This is a genomic window from Geothrix sp. 21YS21S-2, from assembly GCF_030846775.1.
Taxonomy (GTDB): Bacteria; Acidobacteriota; Holophagae; order Holophagales; family Holophagaceae; genus Mesoterricola.
The window spans coordinates 4,557,686-4,573,518 of record NZ_CP132910.1; the positions used below are offsets into that span (position 1 = coordinate 4,557,686).

Annotated in this window: 12 protein-coding genes; 9 read left to right on the forward strand and 3 right to left on the reverse strand. The window is 70.1% G+C overall.

Going from position 1 to position 15,833, the window contains the following annotated elements:
• Window positions 1-20: 20 nt before the first annotated feature.
• Entirely contained in the window at window positions 21-1,511 is a 1,491-nt protein-coding gene (locus tag RAH40_RS20105) for an amidohydrolase family protein (RefSeq protein WP_306599414.1), read from the reverse strand.
• A 351-nt stretch (window positions 1,512-1,862) separates the two neighbouring features.
• Between RAH40_RS20105 and RAH40_RS20110 the strand changes: the two genes are divergently transcribed.
• The 7 genes from RAH40_RS20110 (at window position 1,863) to RAH40_RS20140 (ending at window position 10,249) form a co-directional block, all read left to right on the forward strand.
• Entirely contained in the window at window positions 1,863-3,419 is a 1,557-nt protein-coding gene (locus RAH40_RS20110) for an ABC transporter ATP-binding protein (RefSeq protein WP_306599415.1), read from the forward strand.
• The gene (locus tag RAH40_RS20115; protein ID WP_306599416.1) at window positions 3,409-4,467 is read left to right on the forward strand and encodes an ABC transporter permease; all 1,059 of its coding nucleotides are present in this window, start codon (window positions 3,409-3,411) and stop codon (window positions 4,465-4,467) included. Before RAH40_RS20110 ends, RAH40_RS20115 begins: the two co-directional genes overlap by 11 nt.
• Window positions 4,468-4,476: 9 nt before the next feature.
• Window positions 4,477-5,409 carry an ABC transporter permease gene (locus RAH40_RS20120; RefSeq protein ID WP_306599417.1) on the forward strand — a complete coding sequence of 311 codons (933 nt, stop codon included), beginning with the start codon at window positions 4,477-4,479 and terminating at the stop codon, window positions 5,407-5,409.
• 41 nt (window positions 5,410-5,450) lie between these two features.
• Complete coding sequence (locus RAH40_RS20125) at window positions 5,451-6,551, forward strand: BMP family ABC transporter substrate-binding protein (protein WP_306599418.1); 1,101 nt, start codon at window positions 5,451-5,453, stop codon at window positions 6,549-6,551.
• Window positions 6,552-6,664: 113 nt separating this feature from the next.
• The gene (locus RAH40_RS20130; protein WP_306599419.1) at window positions 6,665-8,905 is read left to right on the forward strand and encodes a xanthine dehydrogenase family protein molybdopterin-binding subunit; all 2,241 of its coding nucleotides are present in this window, start codon (window positions 6,665-6,667) and stop codon (window positions 8,903-8,905) included.
• Complete coding sequence (locus tag RAH40_RS20135) at window positions 8,898-9,377, forward strand: (2Fe-2S)-binding protein (RefSeq protein ID WP_306599420.1); 480 nt, start codon at window positions 8,898-8,900, stop codon at window positions 9,375-9,377. Before RAH40_RS20130 ends, RAH40_RS20135 begins: the two co-directional genes overlap by 8 nt.
• Window positions 9,374-10,249: a xanthine dehydrogenase family protein subunit M gene (locus RAH40_RS20140; protein ID WP_306599421.1), complete on the forward strand. Its 876-nt coding sequence runs from the start codon at window positions 9,374-9,376 to the stop codon at window positions 10,247-10,249. Before RAH40_RS20135 ends, RAH40_RS20140 begins: the two co-directional genes overlap by 4 nt.
• A 4-nt stretch (window positions 10,250-10,253) precedes the next feature.
• Here RAH40_RS20140 and RAH40_RS20145 read toward each other — a convergent pair whose 3' ends face one another.
• A complete protein-coding gene (locus tag RAH40_RS20145; protein ID WP_306599422.1) occupies window positions 10,254-11,723 on the reverse strand; it encodes a PLP-dependent aminotransferase family protein in 1,470 nt (489 codons plus the stop codon).
• Window positions 11,724-11,898: 175 nt separating this feature from the next.
• Between RAH40_RS20145 and RAH40_RS20150 the strand changes: the two genes are divergently transcribed.
• A complete protein-coding gene (locus RAH40_RS20150; protein WP_306599423.1) occupies window positions 11,899-12,960 on the forward strand; it encodes a hypothetical protein in 1,062 nt (353 codons plus the stop codon).
• Here the strand turns inward: RAH40_RS20150 and RAH40_RS20155 are convergent.
• Complete coding sequence (locus RAH40_RS20155; RefSeq protein WP_306599424.1) at window positions 12,957-13,628, reverse strand: hypothetical protein; 672 nt, start codon at window positions 13,626-13,628, stop codon at window positions 12,957-12,959. The two genes, RAH40_RS20150 and RAH40_RS20155, sit on opposite strands and share 4 nt — an antisense overlap.
• 71 nt (window positions 13,629-13,699) lie before the next feature.
• On the opposite strand from RAH40_RS20155, the gene RAH40_RS20160 reads away from it, so the two are divergent.
• A complete protein-coding gene (locus RAH40_RS20160) occupies window positions 13,700-15,829 on the forward strand; it encodes a serine/threonine-protein kinase (protein ID WP_306599425.1) in 2,130 nt (709 codons plus the stop codon).
• The last annotated feature ends 4 nt before the right edge of the window (window positions 15,830-15,833 follow it).

Genomic DNA, 15,833 nt, shown 5'->3' on the forward strand with positions numbered 1-15,833 from the left:
ACTTCATTTCCGGCGCCCCGTCAGCCGTGGGCGCCGGTTCCCGTCACTTCCGGCGCCCCGTCCCGGTAGTCCGCGAACCACTCCGAGAGGGCCTGGACCTGGGCGAGGATGGCCTCCGGACGGGTGCCGTCCCGCCACGGGAGGAGCTGCCCGTCCAGCTTCAGCACCGCGCCGTGGGCCACCACCGTATCCACCTCCGAGCCGTCCGCGGCCCAGATGAGGTTCTCCGTGACGTTGTCCAGGCGGGTGGGGACCATGTTGGGCCGGGCCAGATCGACGAGCACCCAGTCCGCCTGCCGCCCCGGGGCCAGCTCGCCCTGGTTGAGGCGCAGGATCTGGTTGGGGGCGACCGTGATCATCTCCATCAGCTGCTGGGAGGGCAGGAGGGTGGCGTCCTGGTGCAGGGCCTTCTGGTACTGGGAGGCCAGGCGCGCCGCGGCGAGGATGTTCTGGTTGTCGGCGGAGCCGGAACCGTCCGTGGAGATGGCGACGCGCACGCCGGCCTTGAGCATGTCGATGAGGGGGGGCATGCCCGAGCCGAGGATGGTGTTGGCCAGCGGGTTGTGCACCACCGCGGCGCCGCTGCGGGCGATGAGCTCGATGTCCCGCGGGCCGCAGTTCACCTGATGGGCCAGGACGGTGCCTTCGTCCAGGATGCCGATCTCCTGGAAGTACTCCACCGGCGTGAGGCCGGGCTCGATGGATTCCGTGAACCACTTCGTGGTGCGCGGCTCCTCGGAACTGTGGATGTGGAAGAGGGTCCCGTGGTCCCGGGCCCAGGCCTTCTGGGGCACGAGCACGGCCCGGCTGTTGGAGAAGCACTGGTCGGGCCCGGGCACGAAGCGGGTGCGCTCGCACCCGGCCTGGATCTCCAGGGCCTTCTCCAGGCGCGCGACGGCGTCGCCGGGCCGGTCCAGGAGCTCCCTGGCGTAGAACCGGTCCTGGCCGCCCACCGCCACGATCATGGTGGTGCCCGCGGCCTCGTTGGCCTGGGCGATGTCCTCCAGGTGGTACTTGTTCCAGTTGCAGTGGTGGACCATGGAGGCGGTGATGCCGTAGTGGATGTCGCACAGGCGCGCCATGCGGTAGGTGGCCGCCTGGGGGGTGCAGCCCAGGCGCTCGCGGAGCTCCTCCCTCCGGGCGTTGAGGAAGCCCGTGAAGGGGTTCACGGCGTGGTCAAGCCAGGCGGTGAGGGGCTCGTCCCGGGCGATCCCGATGAGGGGCTGCTCGTGGTCGTGGCCGTGGGCCTTCACGAAGGCGGGGAGCAGGACCATGTCCTGCATGGGCACCGGGTCGCCGGAGGGCACCTCCCGCCGGGTGTGCAGGACGCGCAGGCGGGTGCCCCAGGTATCGGCCAGGCGCCTGCCCACGGCCGGGTCGTAGGGGCCGGCCTCGAGGATCTCCCCGTTCCGGGCGAGGACGTAGCCGTCGTGGATCCGGAGGGACCGGTCCGGTGCGGCCAGGGGGAGCATGAAGCGGCAGCGGCAGACGAGGAGGTTGGGCTCGTTCATGGGGGCTCCTGGCGGCGGAAGGGGTGTGACTGCTGTCATTTTCCGGGTGGGCGTGTTGATTTTAATATTGGTAATGATAAGGTTATAGACACGGTGCGACGGCTGGGGAAACCTGGGCGGTTCATGACTGAAAATATTTTGACACGATGGTCTCTTTTTTGTTTATCCTCACTTCCATACCGCGTCCAGTGACTCTTTCTCTTCCTGCCCTGCCTTGAAACGACCTCTCGGTCATAATTTAAGGCAACGCCATTGGGTTGGTGAAATAATCAATTAATACGGCGATCCTCCCGCAGCTCGGGACTCGCCCGGAAGTTGCCGGACCGAACGTCAGCCTGTGTGGGATCACCAATGCCGAACGCGCAATCCGAGACACCGCGGCTAGTCATCAAGGGGGTCAGCAAGATCTACCCCTCGGTCATCGCCAACGACAACGTCGACCTGACGATCATGCCCGGGGAGATCCGGGCCGTCCTGGGCGAGAACGGGGCGGGCAAGTCGACCCTGATGAAGATCATCTATGGCGTCACCCGCCCGGACAAGGGCGAGATCCTCTGGGAGGGCAGGCCGGTGTCGGTGCAGAACCCCGCCCATGCCCGGGAACTGGGCATCGGGATGGTGTTCCAGCACTTCTCCCTCTTCGAGACCCTCACGGTGGCCCAGAACGTGGCCCTGGCCGTCCCCGGCAGGCTCGACCTGGCCGGGCTCTCCAGGCGGATCGAGGAGATCTCGGAGAAGTACGGGCTGCCGGTGGACCCGCGCAGGCTGGTGCACGCCCTTAGCGTCGGCGAGCGCCAGCGGGTGGAGATCATCCGCTGCCTGCTGCAGAACCCCCGCCTGCTCATCCTGGACGAGCCCACTTCCGTGCTGACGCCCCAGGCGGTGCGCAAGCTCTTCGAGACGCTGCGCCAGCTGGCCTCGGAAGGGGTCAGCATCCTCTACATCAGCCACAAGCTGGACGAGATCCAGGAGCTGTGCCACACCGCCACGGTGCTGCGCAACGGCCGGGTGACGGGCCACTGCACCCCCTCCCAGGAGACCCCGAAGACCATGGCCCGCCTGATGATCGGCGAGGACCTGCCCACCTTCCGGCACGGGGAGCCCGAGGAGGGCCGGGAGGTGCGCCTGCGCATCGACGGCCTCACCGTCAAGTCCGACGACCCCTTCGGCGTGGACCTCAAGGACATCCGCCTGGAAGTCCACAGCGGCGAAATCGTGGGCATCGCCGGCGTCTCGGGCAACGGCCAGCAGGAGCTGCTCCGGGCCATCTCCGGCGAGGAGCCGGTGCTGGACAAGCGCTGGATCCACGTCTGCGGCGTGCCCGCGGGCCGCATGAACGCCTCCAGGCGCCGGGCCCTGGGCATGTGCTTCGTGCCCGAGGAGCGCCTGGGCCGGGGCGCGGTGCCGCGCCTCTCCCTGACGGACAACGTGCTGCTCACCGCCTTCCGCCGGAAGATGGTGCGCTTCGGCATGATCCGCCGCAAGGCGGCCAAGAGCTTCGCCGACGACTGCATCCGGCTGTTCGACGTCAAGTGCGGCGGGGCGGGGAGCGAGGCCAAGTCCCTGTCCGGCGGCAACCTCCAGAAGTTCATCGTGGGCCGGGAGATCCTCCAGGAGCCCAAGGTCCTGGTGCTGGCCCAGCCCACCTGGGGCGTGGACGTGGGCGCGGCCTCCTTCATCCGGCAGCAGCTGCTCGGCCTCCGGGAGACCGGCACCGCCGTCCTGGTGATCTCCGAGGAGCTGGACGAACTGTTCGAGATCTGCGACCGCCTCGTGGTGATCGCCAAGGGCCGCCTTTCGCCTTCCAAGGCCACCTCGGACACGGGCGTGGAGGAAGTGGGCGTCTGGATGAGCGGAATGTGGCCGGACGCGGAACCCGCCAAGGATGAGGCGCCTCATGTGGCTTAAGTTCGAACAGCGTCCCGAACCCTCCCGGCTCATGCGCTACCTGTCCCCGCTCCTCGCGGTGGGCCTGATGGTGGCCTCGGGCATGCTCCTCTTCCACCTCCTGGGCAAGAGCCCGGTCGAGGGGTTCAAGGTCTTCTTCCTGAACCCCATCCAGGACAAGTACGGCATCGCCGAGCTGTTCCTGAAGGCCACGCCCCTCATCCTCTGCGCGGTGGGCCTGGCGGTGGGCTTCCGGGGCAACATCTGGAACATCGGCGCCGAGGGCCAGCTGCTCATCGGCGCCCTGGCCGGGGGAGGCCTGGCCCTCCACTTCCACGACACCAGCAGCCTTCTCCTGCTGCCGGCCATGATCATCGCCGGGGCCCTGGGCGGCATGTTCTGGGCCGCCATCCCGGCCTGGCTGAAGACGCGGTTCAACGCCAACGAGATCCTCACGAGCCTGATGCTGGTCTACATCGCCGAGCTGATCGTGTCCTGGCTGGTGCACGGCCCCTGGATGGACCCCGACGGGTTCAACTTCCCCCAGACCCGGCTGTTCCAGGCCAAGGCCACCATGCCCATCCTGGTGGCGGGCACCCGCGTGAACGCCGGACTCCTCATCGCCATCGGCGCGCTCATCGCGGGCTGGATCTTCATGAACCGCAGCTTCATGGGCTACCAGATGAAGGTCGCGGGCCAGGCGGAGAACGCCGGGCGCTACGCGGGCTTCTCGGCGCGGCGCACCGTGTGGATCGGCATGCTGGTGGGCGGGGCCATGGCCGGCATCGCGGGCGTGGCCGAGATCGCCGGTCCCGTGGGGCAGATCACCGAGCACATCTCGCCGGGGTACGGCTTCGCGGCCATGATCGTGGCCTTCGTGGGCCGCCTGGACCCCATCGGCATCTTCTTCTCCGGGCTCCTGATGGCCCTCCTCTACCTGGGCGGGGAGCAGGCCCAGCAGTACCTGGCCCTCCCCTACTCCATCTCGAAGGTGTTCCAGGGCCTGCTGCTGTTCTTCCTGCTCTGTTCGGACGTCTTCATCACCCATCGCATCCGCTGGAAGAAATAGGAGATCGTGATGCAGCCAAGTCTCCTTTCCTCCATCCTGTTCGCCACCATCGTGGCCGGCACCCCGCTGATCATCACCGCCGTGGGCGAGCTCGTCACGGAGAAGTCCGGCGTCCTGAACCTGGGCGCCGAGGGCATCATGTCCATGGGGGCCGTGGCCGCCTTCGCCGTCACCGTCCATACGGGCAATCCCATCCTGGGCATCCTGGCCGGCATGGTCGCGGGCATGGGCATGGGCCTCATCTTCGCCGTCGCGGCGCTGACCTTCATGGCCAACCAGGTCGCCTCCGGCCTGGCGCTGTCCATCTTCGGGGTGGGCCTTTCCGCCTTCATCGGCAAGCCCTACGAGTCCCAGACCCTGCCCAGCGTCGCCGCCTGGAACGTCCCGGGCCTGCACAAGATCCCCCTGCTGGGCCACGCGTTCTTCGAGCACCAGGGGCTGGTGTACTTCTCCTGGGCCCTCCTGGGCGCGGTGGCGTGGTTCCTGTACCGCAGCCGCCTTGGCCTCGTGCTGAGGGCGGTGGGCGAGGCCCCCGTGGCCGCTCATTCGGTCGGCTACAACGTGGTGCGGATCCGATACGTGGCTGTCATCTTCGGCGGCGCCATGGCCGGCATCGGCGGCGCCTTCCTGTCCGTCTTCTACACCCCGCTGTGGGTGGAGGGAATGGTGGCCGGCCGCGGCTGGATCGCATTGGCCCTGGTGGTTTTCGCCACCTGGCGGCCCGCGCGGGTGATGGTGGGCGCCTACCTGTTCGGTGGCTGCATGATCACCCAGATGTTCGTGCAGGGCTCCGGGATCCAGCTGAACATCCCGTCCCAATTCCTTTCGGCCCTGCCCTACGCGGCCACTATCATTGTCCTGGTCATCATCTCCCACAACAAGAACACCATCCGGCTCAATTCCCCCGCTTCGCTGGGCCAGCCCTTCAGTCCCGAAGCCTGAATTATTTCCCCCCCCCACCTCAATCCTTCTGGAGGAATCACATGAATTCCCGGAAAACCGTCGTGACCACCCTGGGCGGCCTGATCGCAGCCTCCGTCCTCGCCGCCGCGCCCCCCGCCGCCGCGCCCACCCAGGTAGGCTTCGTCTACGTCAGCCCGGTCGGGGACGCGGGCTGGACCTACCAGCACGACATCGGCCGCAAGGAGATGGAGAAGGCCCTGGCCGGCCAGGTCACCACCAAGTTCGTCGAGAACGTCCCCGAAGGCGCCGATGCCGAGCGCGTGGTCCGCGGCCTCATCACCGGCGGCGCCAAGATCGTCTTCACGACCTCCTTCGGCTACATGAACCCCACCGAGAAGGTCGCCAAGGCCTTCCCCGACAAGTTCTTCTTCCACGCCACCGGCTACAAGACCGGCCCCAACATGGGCATCTACAACGCCCGCTTCTATGAAGGCCGCTACCTGAACGGCGTCATCGCCGGCAAGATGACCAAGTCGAACATCGCGGGCTACGTCGCGGCGTTCCCCATCCCCGAGGTCATGCAGGGCATCAACGCCTTCACCCAGGGCATGCGCAGCGTCAACCCCAAGGCCGAAGTCCGCGTCATCTGGGTCAACTCCTGGTTCGATCCCGGCAAGGAGCGCGAAGCCGCCCTCACCCTGATCTCCCAGGGCGCCGACATGATCACGCACCACACCGACTCCACCGCCATCGTCCAGGCCGCCGAGGAGAAGCACAAGGAGAACAAGAACCTCTACGCCTTCTCCTACCACTCCGACATGAGCAAGTACGGCCCCACCGCCCAGCTCTCCGGCACCACGCACCACTGGGGCGCCTTCTACACCAAGACCGTCAAGGAGGTCCTGGCCGGCACCTGGAAGGGCACCAACGTCTGGGGCGGCTTCAAGGAGGGCATGATCAAGCTGGCCCCCCTCAACAAGGCCATCCCGGCCGACGTGAAGGCCCTGGTCGAGAAGGAGGAGAAGGCCATCGCCGCCGGCAAGCTGCATCCCTTCGCCGGCCCCGTGGTCGCGCAGGACGGCAAGGAGAAGGTCGCCAAGGGCAAGAACATGACCGACGCGGAGCTGGGCGCCATGGACTACTACGTCCAGGGCGTGGCTTCCACCCTCCCCAAGAAGTAGCCGCAACAAGCTGAATGGCCCGGCGGGCGCCGAGGGGATTGGCCTCTCGGCGCCCGCTGAGTCATACTGGACCCTGAAGATGAGTTTCAGGCGCAGGTTCCTGGGAGGTGGACGTGATCGGGGCTTCTACCATTCGCAAGGAGGGCCGGGGCAAGGTCATGGGCTCCGCCAGATACACGGATGACGTGGAGCTGCCCGGCTGCTTGCTAGGCATGACCGTCCGCTCCCGCTGCGCCCGGGGCGTGCTCAAGGGCATCACCTTCCTCGAAGGGGTCCACTGGGACGAGATCACGGTGGTGACCGCCGCGGACATCCCCGGGAAGAACTTCGTCGCGGGCCATGTGGACGACCAGCCCTTCCTGGTGCCGGTGGGCGGCGTGATCGCCCACGCCGAGCAGCCCGTGCTCCTCCTGGCCCACGCGGACCGGTCCGTGGCCGAGAAGGCCCGGCGGCTGGTGAAGCTGGAGGTCGAGGAGCTCCCCCCGCTGCTCGACATCGAGGAGGCCCTGGCCTGCGCCCGGGTCATCCACGGCGAGCGCAACGTCCTCAAGGAGATCCGCATCGCCAAGGGCGACCCGGAGCCGGTCTGGGCGGGGGCCGCCCACGTCATCGAGGGGGTCTACCGCACCGGGGCCCAGGAGCAGCTCTACCTGGAGCCCAACGTCATGATCGGCACCGTGGAGCGGGGACCCGGGGGCCTCGAGGTCACCGTGTCGGGTTCGCTGCAGTGCCCCTACTACGTGCACGACGCCATGAAGCAGCTCTTCGGGATCCCCGGCGAGCAGGTGCGGGTGGTGGCCCTGGAGATGGGCGGCGCCTTCGGGGGCAAGGAGGACTACCCCTCCGTCATCGCCGGCCACGCCGCGCTGCTGGCCCTCAAGAGCGGCCGCCCCGTGAAGATCGCCTACGACCGCGAGGAGGACATGGCCGCCACCACCAAGCGCCATCCCTCGCGCACCCGCATCCGTTCGGCCTTCGACGCCCAGGGCCGCCTCCTGGCGCTGGACATCGACTTCGCCCTGGACGGCGGCGCCTTCACCACCCTGTCCCCCGTGGTGCTGAGCCGGGGCGCCCTGCACGCCGCGGGCGTCTACCGCTGCCCCCACGTGCGGATCCTGGCCCGCGCCGTGGCCACCAACACGCCGCCCTGCGGCGCCTTCCGGGGCTTCGGCGCCCCCCAGAGCCTGTTCGCCATCGAACGCCACATGGACGTCTGCGCGCTCCGCATGGGGATGGATCCCGTGGACCTCCGGCGCCTGAACTTCCTGCACCAGGGCGACACCATGGCCACGGGCCAGCTCATGCGGGACGAGCCGGGCCTGGACGGCCTCATGGACCGCGCCATGGAGGAGATCCACTACCGGGAGCTGCAGAAGGCCTACGCCGTCCGCAACGCCTGGGACGACCCCGTCAAGCGGGGCGTGGGGCTCTCCGTGTTCATGCACGGCTGCGGCTTCACCGGCAGCGGCGAGGCCACCATGGCCTCCGTGGCCGGGGTCGAGGGGAAGAAGGACGGCACCGTCGCCATCCTGGCGGCCTCCACCGAGATGGGCCAGGGCAAGAACACCGTGTTCTGCCAGATCGTGGCCGAGACCCTGGGCCTGCCGGTGGACATGGTGGACATGGCCGAGGTGGACACGAAGTTCGTGCCCAACAGCGGCCCCACCGTCGCCTCCCGCAGCACCATGGTGGTCGGGCGCATCCTGGAGGACGCGGCCCGGGGCCTGCGCCTGGCGCTGGTGCAGGGCGGGTTCCTCGCCGAGCCCTACACGCCGGCTGGGTTCCGCGAGGCCATGCGGACCGCCCACGGCAGGCTCGGGTCCCTGAAGACCTACGGCCAGTACCGCGCCAACCCCGGCTTCGCCTGGGACGACAAGACCTACCAGGGCGACGCCTACCCCAACTTCTCCTGGGCCTGCTATGCGGCCGCGGTGGCCGTCGACCTGGTCACCTTCGAGGTCAAGGTGGAGGACTTCGCCACGGTCCAGGAGGTGGGCCGCGTGGTGAACCCGACGCTGGCCACCGGGCAGATCCAGGGCGGCGTGGCCCAGGGCATCGGCTGGGGGCTCTGGGAGGAGGTCACCTTCCGGGAAGGCCGCATGGCCAACAACCAGCTCACCAACTACATCATCCCCACGTCCGCCGACCTGCCCCACATCCGGGTGGCCTTCGTGGAGGGGGGGAGCCCCTTCGGCCCGGGCGGGGCCAAGGGCATCGGGGAACTGCCCATGGACGGCCCGGGCCCAGCCCTCCTCAACGCCCTGCGGGACGCCCTGGGCGACCTGCGCCTGGACGAGGTTCCCATGACCCCGGAACGGATCCTGAACCGCCTGGAGGAGGCCCGCCATGCCTGACACCATCCTGCTCACCCTCCAGGTCAACGGCGTGCGCCGCACGGTCGACACCCATCCCATGGCGCGGCTCCTGGACGTGCTCCGCGACGGCCTGCGCCTCACCGGCACCAAGGAGGGCTGCGGCGAGGGCGAGTGCGGGGCCTGCACGGTCCTGCTCAACGGCCGCGTCGTGAACAGCTGCCTCATTCCGGCCCTGCAGGCCCAGGACGGGGTGGTGGTGACCGTCGAGGGCCTGGCCGAGGGGGACGACCTCTCGCCCATCCAGGACGCCTTCCTCACCCACAACGCCGCCCAGTGCGGCTTCTGCACGCCGGGGATGCTGATGGCCGCCGACGACCTGCTGCGCCGCTGCCCGAACCCGGACAAGGAGCAGGTCCAGGAGGGCCTGGCCGGGAACCTCTGCCGGTGCACCGGCTACTCCAAGATCGTGGACGCGGTGCGGTCCGTGGCCCGGCAGGGGGAGGGCCGATGAGATCCTTCCTTCCCGACTACGCCATCCAGGCGCCCGGAACCCTGGCCGAGGCCCTGCGCCTGATGGCCGCCGAGCCCGGCGCGTGGACCCCCATCGCCGGCGGCACCGACCTCATGGTGCTGTTCAACGCGGGCCGGCTCCAGGGCCGCAGGCTCCTGGACCTTTCCCGGATCTACGAGCTGCGCGGCATCGAGGACGACCCCGCTCGGCTCTCCCTCGGGTCCCTGATCACCTACACCGAGCTGCTCGAGCAGCGCGCCGTTCACCAGTTCTTCCCCAACCTGGTGAAGAGCGCCCGTGCCACGGGCGCCCTGGCCATCCAGAACCGCGGCACCCTGGGGGGCAACATCGTCAACGCCAGCCCCGCCGCCGACACCCCCCCGAGCCTCCTGGCCTACGGCGCCGAGGTGCAGCTGGTCTCGGTGCGGGGCTCGCGCTGGGTGGCCTACGACGCCTTCCACCTGGACTACAAGAAGATGGACCTGGCCCCCGACGAGCTGGTGGCGCGCATCCGCCTTCCCAAGCCCCAGGGCCGGGGCTTCCACTTCTACCGCAAGGTGGGCACGCGCCAGGCCCAGGCCATCTCGAAGGTCTGCCTCGCCGCCTACGCCCGCATCGAGGGCCGCGTGGTGACCGAGCTGCGGGTGGGGCTGGGCTCCGTGGCCCCCGTGCCCCTGCGGGCGCGGCACGCCGAGGCGGTCGTGGCGGGCCGCGCGCTGGACGCGCTGCCCATCGAGGAGGCCCGCCGCGCGGTGCTGGAGGACATCTCCCCCATCGACGACATCCGCGCCTCCGCCCACTACCGGCAGGTGGTCACGGGCAACGTGCTGGCGCAGATGCTGACGGAGCTGGGCCGGGCCAGGACGGTCTGATCCCTCAACCCCGCACGTCCTTCAGGGCGAGCGCCATGCGCGCGCAGGCCTCGTTCTGCTCGTCCACGTCGTGGGCGGCGAAGCCCAGGCAGATCCAGGGGATCTCCCGGCGGTGGAAGTCGTAGAGGGAGCCGGGGTAGAAGACCACGCCCCGGGCCACGCAGCGCTCGGTCCACTTCGCCAGGGGGACGCTGTCGTCCACCCGGGCCCAGAGGGCCAGGCCCTCCTTGGGGTCCCGCACCTGCAGGGCGGGGTGGAGATGCAGGAGGAGGCGGTCCACCATGGTCTCGCGGCGCTCGTCGGCGAGCTTGCGGGTGCGGCGCAGGTGGCGGAGGACCTCGCCGTCCCGCAGGATCTCCTCGATGGTGGCCTCCTGCACCTGGTTCCCGGGCCAGTCCACCAGCTGGCGCTGCCGGGCCATCTCCTTGATGAGGTCGGCCGAGCCCGCCAGGAAGCCCACCTGGAGCCCCGGTGCCAGGATCTGCTCCAGGCCGCTGTAGTAGACGACGCGACCCTCGCGGTCCTCGCTGGCCAGGGGCAGGCTGGGGTTCTTCTCCCGGTGGAAGCCCAGCCAGGGGTCGGCCTCCAGGATGCGGAAGCCCCGGGTCCTGGAAAGCTCCAGGAGCCGCGCGCGCCCCGCGGCGTCCAGGCACGCCTGGGTGGGGTGCTGCGGGTTGGAGGACAGGCACAGGAGCCGGATGGGCTCCCGGCCCAGGAGCTCCTCCAGGGCGTCCAGGTCCAGTCCCCGGGGCCCCACGGGCACGGGATGGAGCCGGGCCCCCGCGGCCCGCAGGGCCTCGGCCACGCGGAAGAACCCGGGGTCCTCGACGGCCACCGCATCGCCGGGGCCGAAGAGGGTGCGGGCCACCAGGTTCAGGGTGGCCATGAGGCCGCGGGTGAGCACGAGGTTGCCGGGGTCCACGGAAAGCCCGCGCATGTCCCGGAGCATCTTGCAGAGCGAGAGCCGAAGATCCAGGAGGCCCCGGGGGTCCCAGGCGGGCTGCAGGAGCCGGCCCGGGTGGAGCTTGAGCACCCTTCCATAGGCGCGGTGGATGGCCGCGGTGGGCGCGTTGCGCAGGTCGGGCTGGTCGGGGATGAGGCGGAAGGTGTCCCGCTCGGGGGCGCCGGGCTGGAAGAACGCGTCCCCGGGGGTGGAGCGCCGCTTCCAGGAGGCCGAATCCACCGCCGAGATGCCGGGCTCCCCCTCCAGGTCCACGGGGAACTCCATGGCCACGAAGGTCCCCTTGTCGGGGGAGACCTCGATCCACCCCTCGGCTTCCAGCTCGCGGTATGCGGCCAGCGCCGTGTTGCGGTTCACCCCGAGCTGGTCCGCCAGGGCCCGGGTGCCGGGCAGGGCCTGGCCCGGCCGGAACCGGCCCTTGCGGATGCCTTCCACGACGGACCCCACCACCTGGAGGTAGAGGGGCTCGTCCTTGCTGCGGTCAAGTGTTATGGCTAGATCCCAGTCGACCAAGGGCGGGCTCCGGAAGGGACTCAAGGTTCGTATGGGTCCCGGCGTCCGTCAACAACTACCCGCCGTCCCGCCACCAGTGTCCGCGGAAGGGGCGCCCGGCGGCAGATCCGGTTTGAAAATGCGAACCCATCCGGAGGGTTGATGGCATGATGGTCCGCGTAACTCCGGAACCCGAATGCCCATCCTCCGCTGGATCCCCATCCTGGCGTGCACCCTGGCCCTCGCCCAGGACGTCCCGTTCGCCGAGGAGGCGCGCGCGCCCTGGGTGCCGGCCTGGGAACTCACGGCCCGGACCGAGAGCATCCGGGGGATCTTCGGCGACGGGCTGGTCCCCCTGGGGGACATCCGCAGGGAGGGCGTACAGGTGCGCCTGCGGTGGTACGCGGAATGGGGCGGCCTGGACTGGACGGCCGGGCTGCGTTCGGCGGTGGGGTCCGACGGCAACAGCAACAACCGGCCCCGGTGGGACCAGCAGCCCTCCAACGGCACCCAGCTGGACGTGGCGAGGGTGGAGCTGGCCGGAGTCACCGAGCGCCTTTTCGGGAAGGCGGCCCTCGGCTTCCAGGAGCTGGGCCTCATCGCCTCCCAGGCCATGTGGGACCCGGACCTGCGCTTCCTGGGCGCGGGGGCCTCCGGCGGGATCCGCGGGGGGCTTGTGCAGGAGGCCTCGATGCGCACCGCCCTGGGCCGGGTGCGGACGGTCTACCCCCGCAACGACGTGGACCTCGCCGCCTTCCAGGCGGTGCTCAAGCTCGGCCTGGGGGCATTCTCCGGGACCTTCCACGCCGATCGCTGGAACCTCGCCTGGGACGAGGACGAGGGCCGCTTCAACGCCCCCGACTTCCGCGGCAGGGGGCGGCAGCGCTTGTCGCTCGACGGGGTGGGCGCGGCAGCGAAGTGGGAGGGCCCCGTGCCGCTGGAGGTGCGGTGGAACGGCAACCGGGAGCGTTCCACCCGGGACACCAGCGAGGAATTCCAGGTGCTCGCCGGCAGCCGCTCGCGGCCCTTCAGGCCCCAGGTCTCCTACACCTGGCAGCGCCTATCCTCCACGGGCGAGCTCTACGTCCTCAACAGCGACCAGTGGTGGTACTACCGCGGCGCCAGGGGGCCCCGGGCGGAACTGGTCCTGCCCCTGCGGGGGCTCTGGAGCGTCTCGCTCGTGCACCTCCGGCAGAGCATCCGCAGGTCGCCCAAGGTGGCCGAAAAGACGATCTTCACCGTCCTCAAGCGCTTCTAGTATCCCGTCTCGTCCGGGGGCGGAGGATAGTCCTTGCCGAACTTGTTCTTGTGGGGGGGCGTGGCGGGAAGCGTGGCCTCCAGGTCCCACGAGCCGCGGGTGGCCGCGCCGTCGATCCTGAGGGCCCAGGTGCGCTCCCCGGCCTCCGGATGCCAGAGGCGGAGGCGGTACGACCCGGGGGGGACGTTGTCGAAGCGGAGGTCCTTCCGGTGCTCCAGCACCTGGGCGAAGGGGGTCTCCACCACCCAGACGAAGGCGTTCATCTGGTGGTGCACGTTGCAGTAGAGCCGCACCAGGCCGGGGCCGGAGAGCCGCACCCTGGGGGAGTCCCCGGGCAGGTAGTGGCCCGTGTCGAACCGGTTGCCGGGGGTCAGGCTGAAGACGTTGTGCAGGATGGAGTCCATGTTGGGGAAGCTCACCTCCGTTCCCGGCGTGGCGATGGAGACGCGGGGGGAGAACTCCTTGTTGGCCGTGCGGATCACCAGGGGCCGCGAGGGTCCGGGAGCGCGCACCGCGGCGTCCAGGGGCTCCAGGATGGCCACGCAGTCCTTCAGCGTGGGCCGGGGCCTGCCGTCCCTGTCCAGGATCCGCACCGGGCCCTGCAGGCTCCCCGCCGCGAGGACCGGACCCGCCGCCGCCAGCACCGCCTTGATGAGGAACGGCTTCATTTATCGGTTCCTTCCGTCCATGGATCCAAGTATATCTTGAGGTCCGAGGAACCCCCACGATGCGTTCGACGATGCGATGGTATCAGACGCTGGCCTGGAAGTTCTTCCTGCGCCAGGCCGCGACGATCCTCGTGCTGGTCTCGGCGATGCTCTGGGTCGCCTACTACCAGGCGGGACGTTCCGCGCGGGATTCCGCCAGCGCCAGCCTCGTGGCCTACAGCCAGGTCCTGGAGCGGTTCCTGGCCCAGCAGGGCAGGGTCCTGGACGCGGGGCTGGAAGTGTTCACCCAGTACTCGGGCAACGTCTCCATCATCGAGACGGTGCTCAAGACCGGCGAGACGGGGAGCCTCGGGGACACGCTGGTGGACAACCTGCCGCGCCTGGGCGCCAGCCTCGCGATCGTGGTGAGGCCCGGCGGCACCCTGCTGGTCTCCACCGCAACCGGGGCCCCCACGGAATTCCAGGACGTGGGCGTCCTCCAGATGGCCCTGAACCCGGACGAGGCGCGCAATGCCGGGCACCCCGGCCCCTCCTACCGCGGCTTCCTGGACGTGCCCTGGGGGCCCCGGCCCGGCGTCTACCACGTCGTGGCCCGCACCCTGCGGTCCCCGGGGGGCGCCCTGCTGGGGGCCATGCTGGTGGGCAACCCCCTGGACGCCCAGGCCGCCACCGAGATCCGCGCCGAGACGATCGCGGCGCCCCGGAAGGGCGTGCCCGCGGCCCAGGTGGCCCTGCTCAGCCATTTCCGGACCCTCGGTTCCACGCTGGCGCAGGCCGATCCCCTGGACCGCCTCCTGGCGCGGGAACCCTCCTTCCTCTCGGCGCGCGCGGGCATCCTCGACGCCCGGCGGTCCCCGGTGCTGCCGCTGGTCCTGGACGGGCGCAGCTACCTGGGGATGATCTCCCCCATCCGGGGCGTCAACGCCCTGGACCTGGAGATGGCCTCGGCCCTGCTCCTGCCCACGGAGCCGCTGCTGGCGCCCTTCCGGACCCTGCAGCGGGCCATCCTGGTCGGGGGGGTGGCCGGCATCCTCCTGGCCCTGTGGCTGGGCCTGCGCTCCGCCCGCAGCGTCACCGCGCCGCTCCAGGCCCTGGCCTCGGCCGCGGGGGCGCTGGCGGAGGGCCACATGCCCGACATGCTGCCCCTGGTGCCGTCCCCGGACGAAGTGGGCGTCCTGACCCGCACGTTCCGGTCCATGCTCGCCGAGCTGAGGGCCAAGGACGACCTGCTGGGGCTCCTGGCCTCGGCGGGCCAGGCCGCGGACACCGCCTTTCCGGGGGCGCCGGCGGCGGAGGAGACCCGGGCCCTGGTGATCCCTCCCCGGGACGACGACGAGCCCCTGCCGCCCGCGCTCCGGGTGGGAGGGATCTTCGCCGGCCGCTACCGGGTGGACGGCGTGCTCGGCCGGGGCAGCATGGGCGTGGTCCTGAAGGTGTGGGACCTGCACCTGGAGGAGGACGTGGCCCTCAAGGTGGTGCGCGGGACGCTGGCCGCGGACCCGGGGTTCCTGGACCAGCTCAAGCAGGAGATCCGCCTGGCCCGGCGGATCACCCACCGGTTCGTGATGCGGACCCACGACTTCGGGGAGAGCGGCGGGGTGCCCTACGTCACCATGGAATACCTGAAGGGCGTGACCCTCCAGGGCCTCATGGACGGCCGGGGGCGCCTCCCGATGCCCCTGGTGCTGCGCATCGCGCGCCAGGTGGCGGAGGGCCTCGAGGCCGCCCACGCCGCCCAGGTCGTCCACCGGGACATCAAGCCCATGAACGTGCTCTTCGACGTGCGGGGCGACGCCAAGATCATGGATTTCGGACTGGCCGCGCCGGCCCGGGGCGGCGCCGCCCAGGGGGGCCAGACCGTGGGCACGCCGCGCTACATGTCGCCCGAACAGATCCGGGGCGAGCGGGTCGATGCCCGCTGCGACCTGTATTCCCTGGGCGTCATGCTGTTCGAGCTGTGCGCGGGCTTCCCGCCCTACGGCGAAACCCGGGTTCCGGACCTCCTGAACCAGCACCTGGAGGCCCCGGTGCCCCTGCTGTCCGCCGTCTGCCCCGAGGCCCCGGAGGAGCTGTCCGCCCTGGCGGCGAGGCTCATGGCCAAGCGCAGCGAGGACCGCCCCCAGACCGCCGCGGAGGTGGTGGAGATCCTGAAGCTCATCTCCGCGGGGGCCAACGCCAGCCTCCAGCGCAGCGGCCGCTGAGCCC

Excerpts from the sequence above, each read along its gene's own strand:
- RAH40_RS20105 (WP_306599414.1), bottom strand. The coding sequence starts at position 1,511 with ATGAACGAGCCCAACCTCCTCGTCTGCCGCTGCCGCTTCATGCTCCCC.
- RAH40_RS20110 (WP_306599415.1), top strand. The coding sequence starts at position 1,863 with ATGCCGAACGCGCAATCCGAGACACCGCGGCTAGTCATCAAGGGGGTC.
- RAH40_RS20115 (WP_306599416.1), top strand. The coding sequence starts at position 3,409 with ATGTGGCTTAAGTTCGAACAGCGTCCCGAACCCTCCCGGCTCATGCGC.
- RAH40_RS20120 (WP_306599417.1), top strand. The coding sequence starts at position 4,477 with ATGCAGCCAAGTCTCCTTTCCTCCATCCTGTTCGCCACCATCGTGGCC.
- RAH40_RS20125 (WP_306599418.1), top strand. The coding sequence starts at position 5,451 with ATGAATTCCCGGAAAACCGTCGTGACCACCCTGGGCGGCCTGATCGCA.
- RAH40_RS20135 (WP_306599420.1), top strand. The coding sequence starts at position 8,898 with ATGCCTGACACCATCCTGCTCACCCTCCAGGTCAACGGCGTGCGCCGC.
- RAH40_RS20140 (WP_306599421.1), top strand. The coding sequence starts at position 9,374 with ATGAGATCCTTCCTTCCCGACTACGCCATCCAGGCGCCCGGAACCCTG.
- RAH40_RS20150 (WP_306599423.1), top strand. The coding sequence starts at position 11,899 with ATGCCCATCCTCCGCTGGATCCCCATCCTGGCGTGCACCCTGGCCCTC.
- RAH40_RS20155 (WP_306599424.1), bottom strand. The coding sequence starts at position 13,628 with ATGAAGCCGTTCCTCATCAAGGCGGTGCTGGCGGCGGCGGGTCCGGTC.
- RAH40_RS20160 (WP_306599425.1), top strand. The coding sequence starts at position 13,700 with ATGCGATGGTATCAGACGCTGGCCTGGAAGTTCTTCCTGCGCCAGGCC.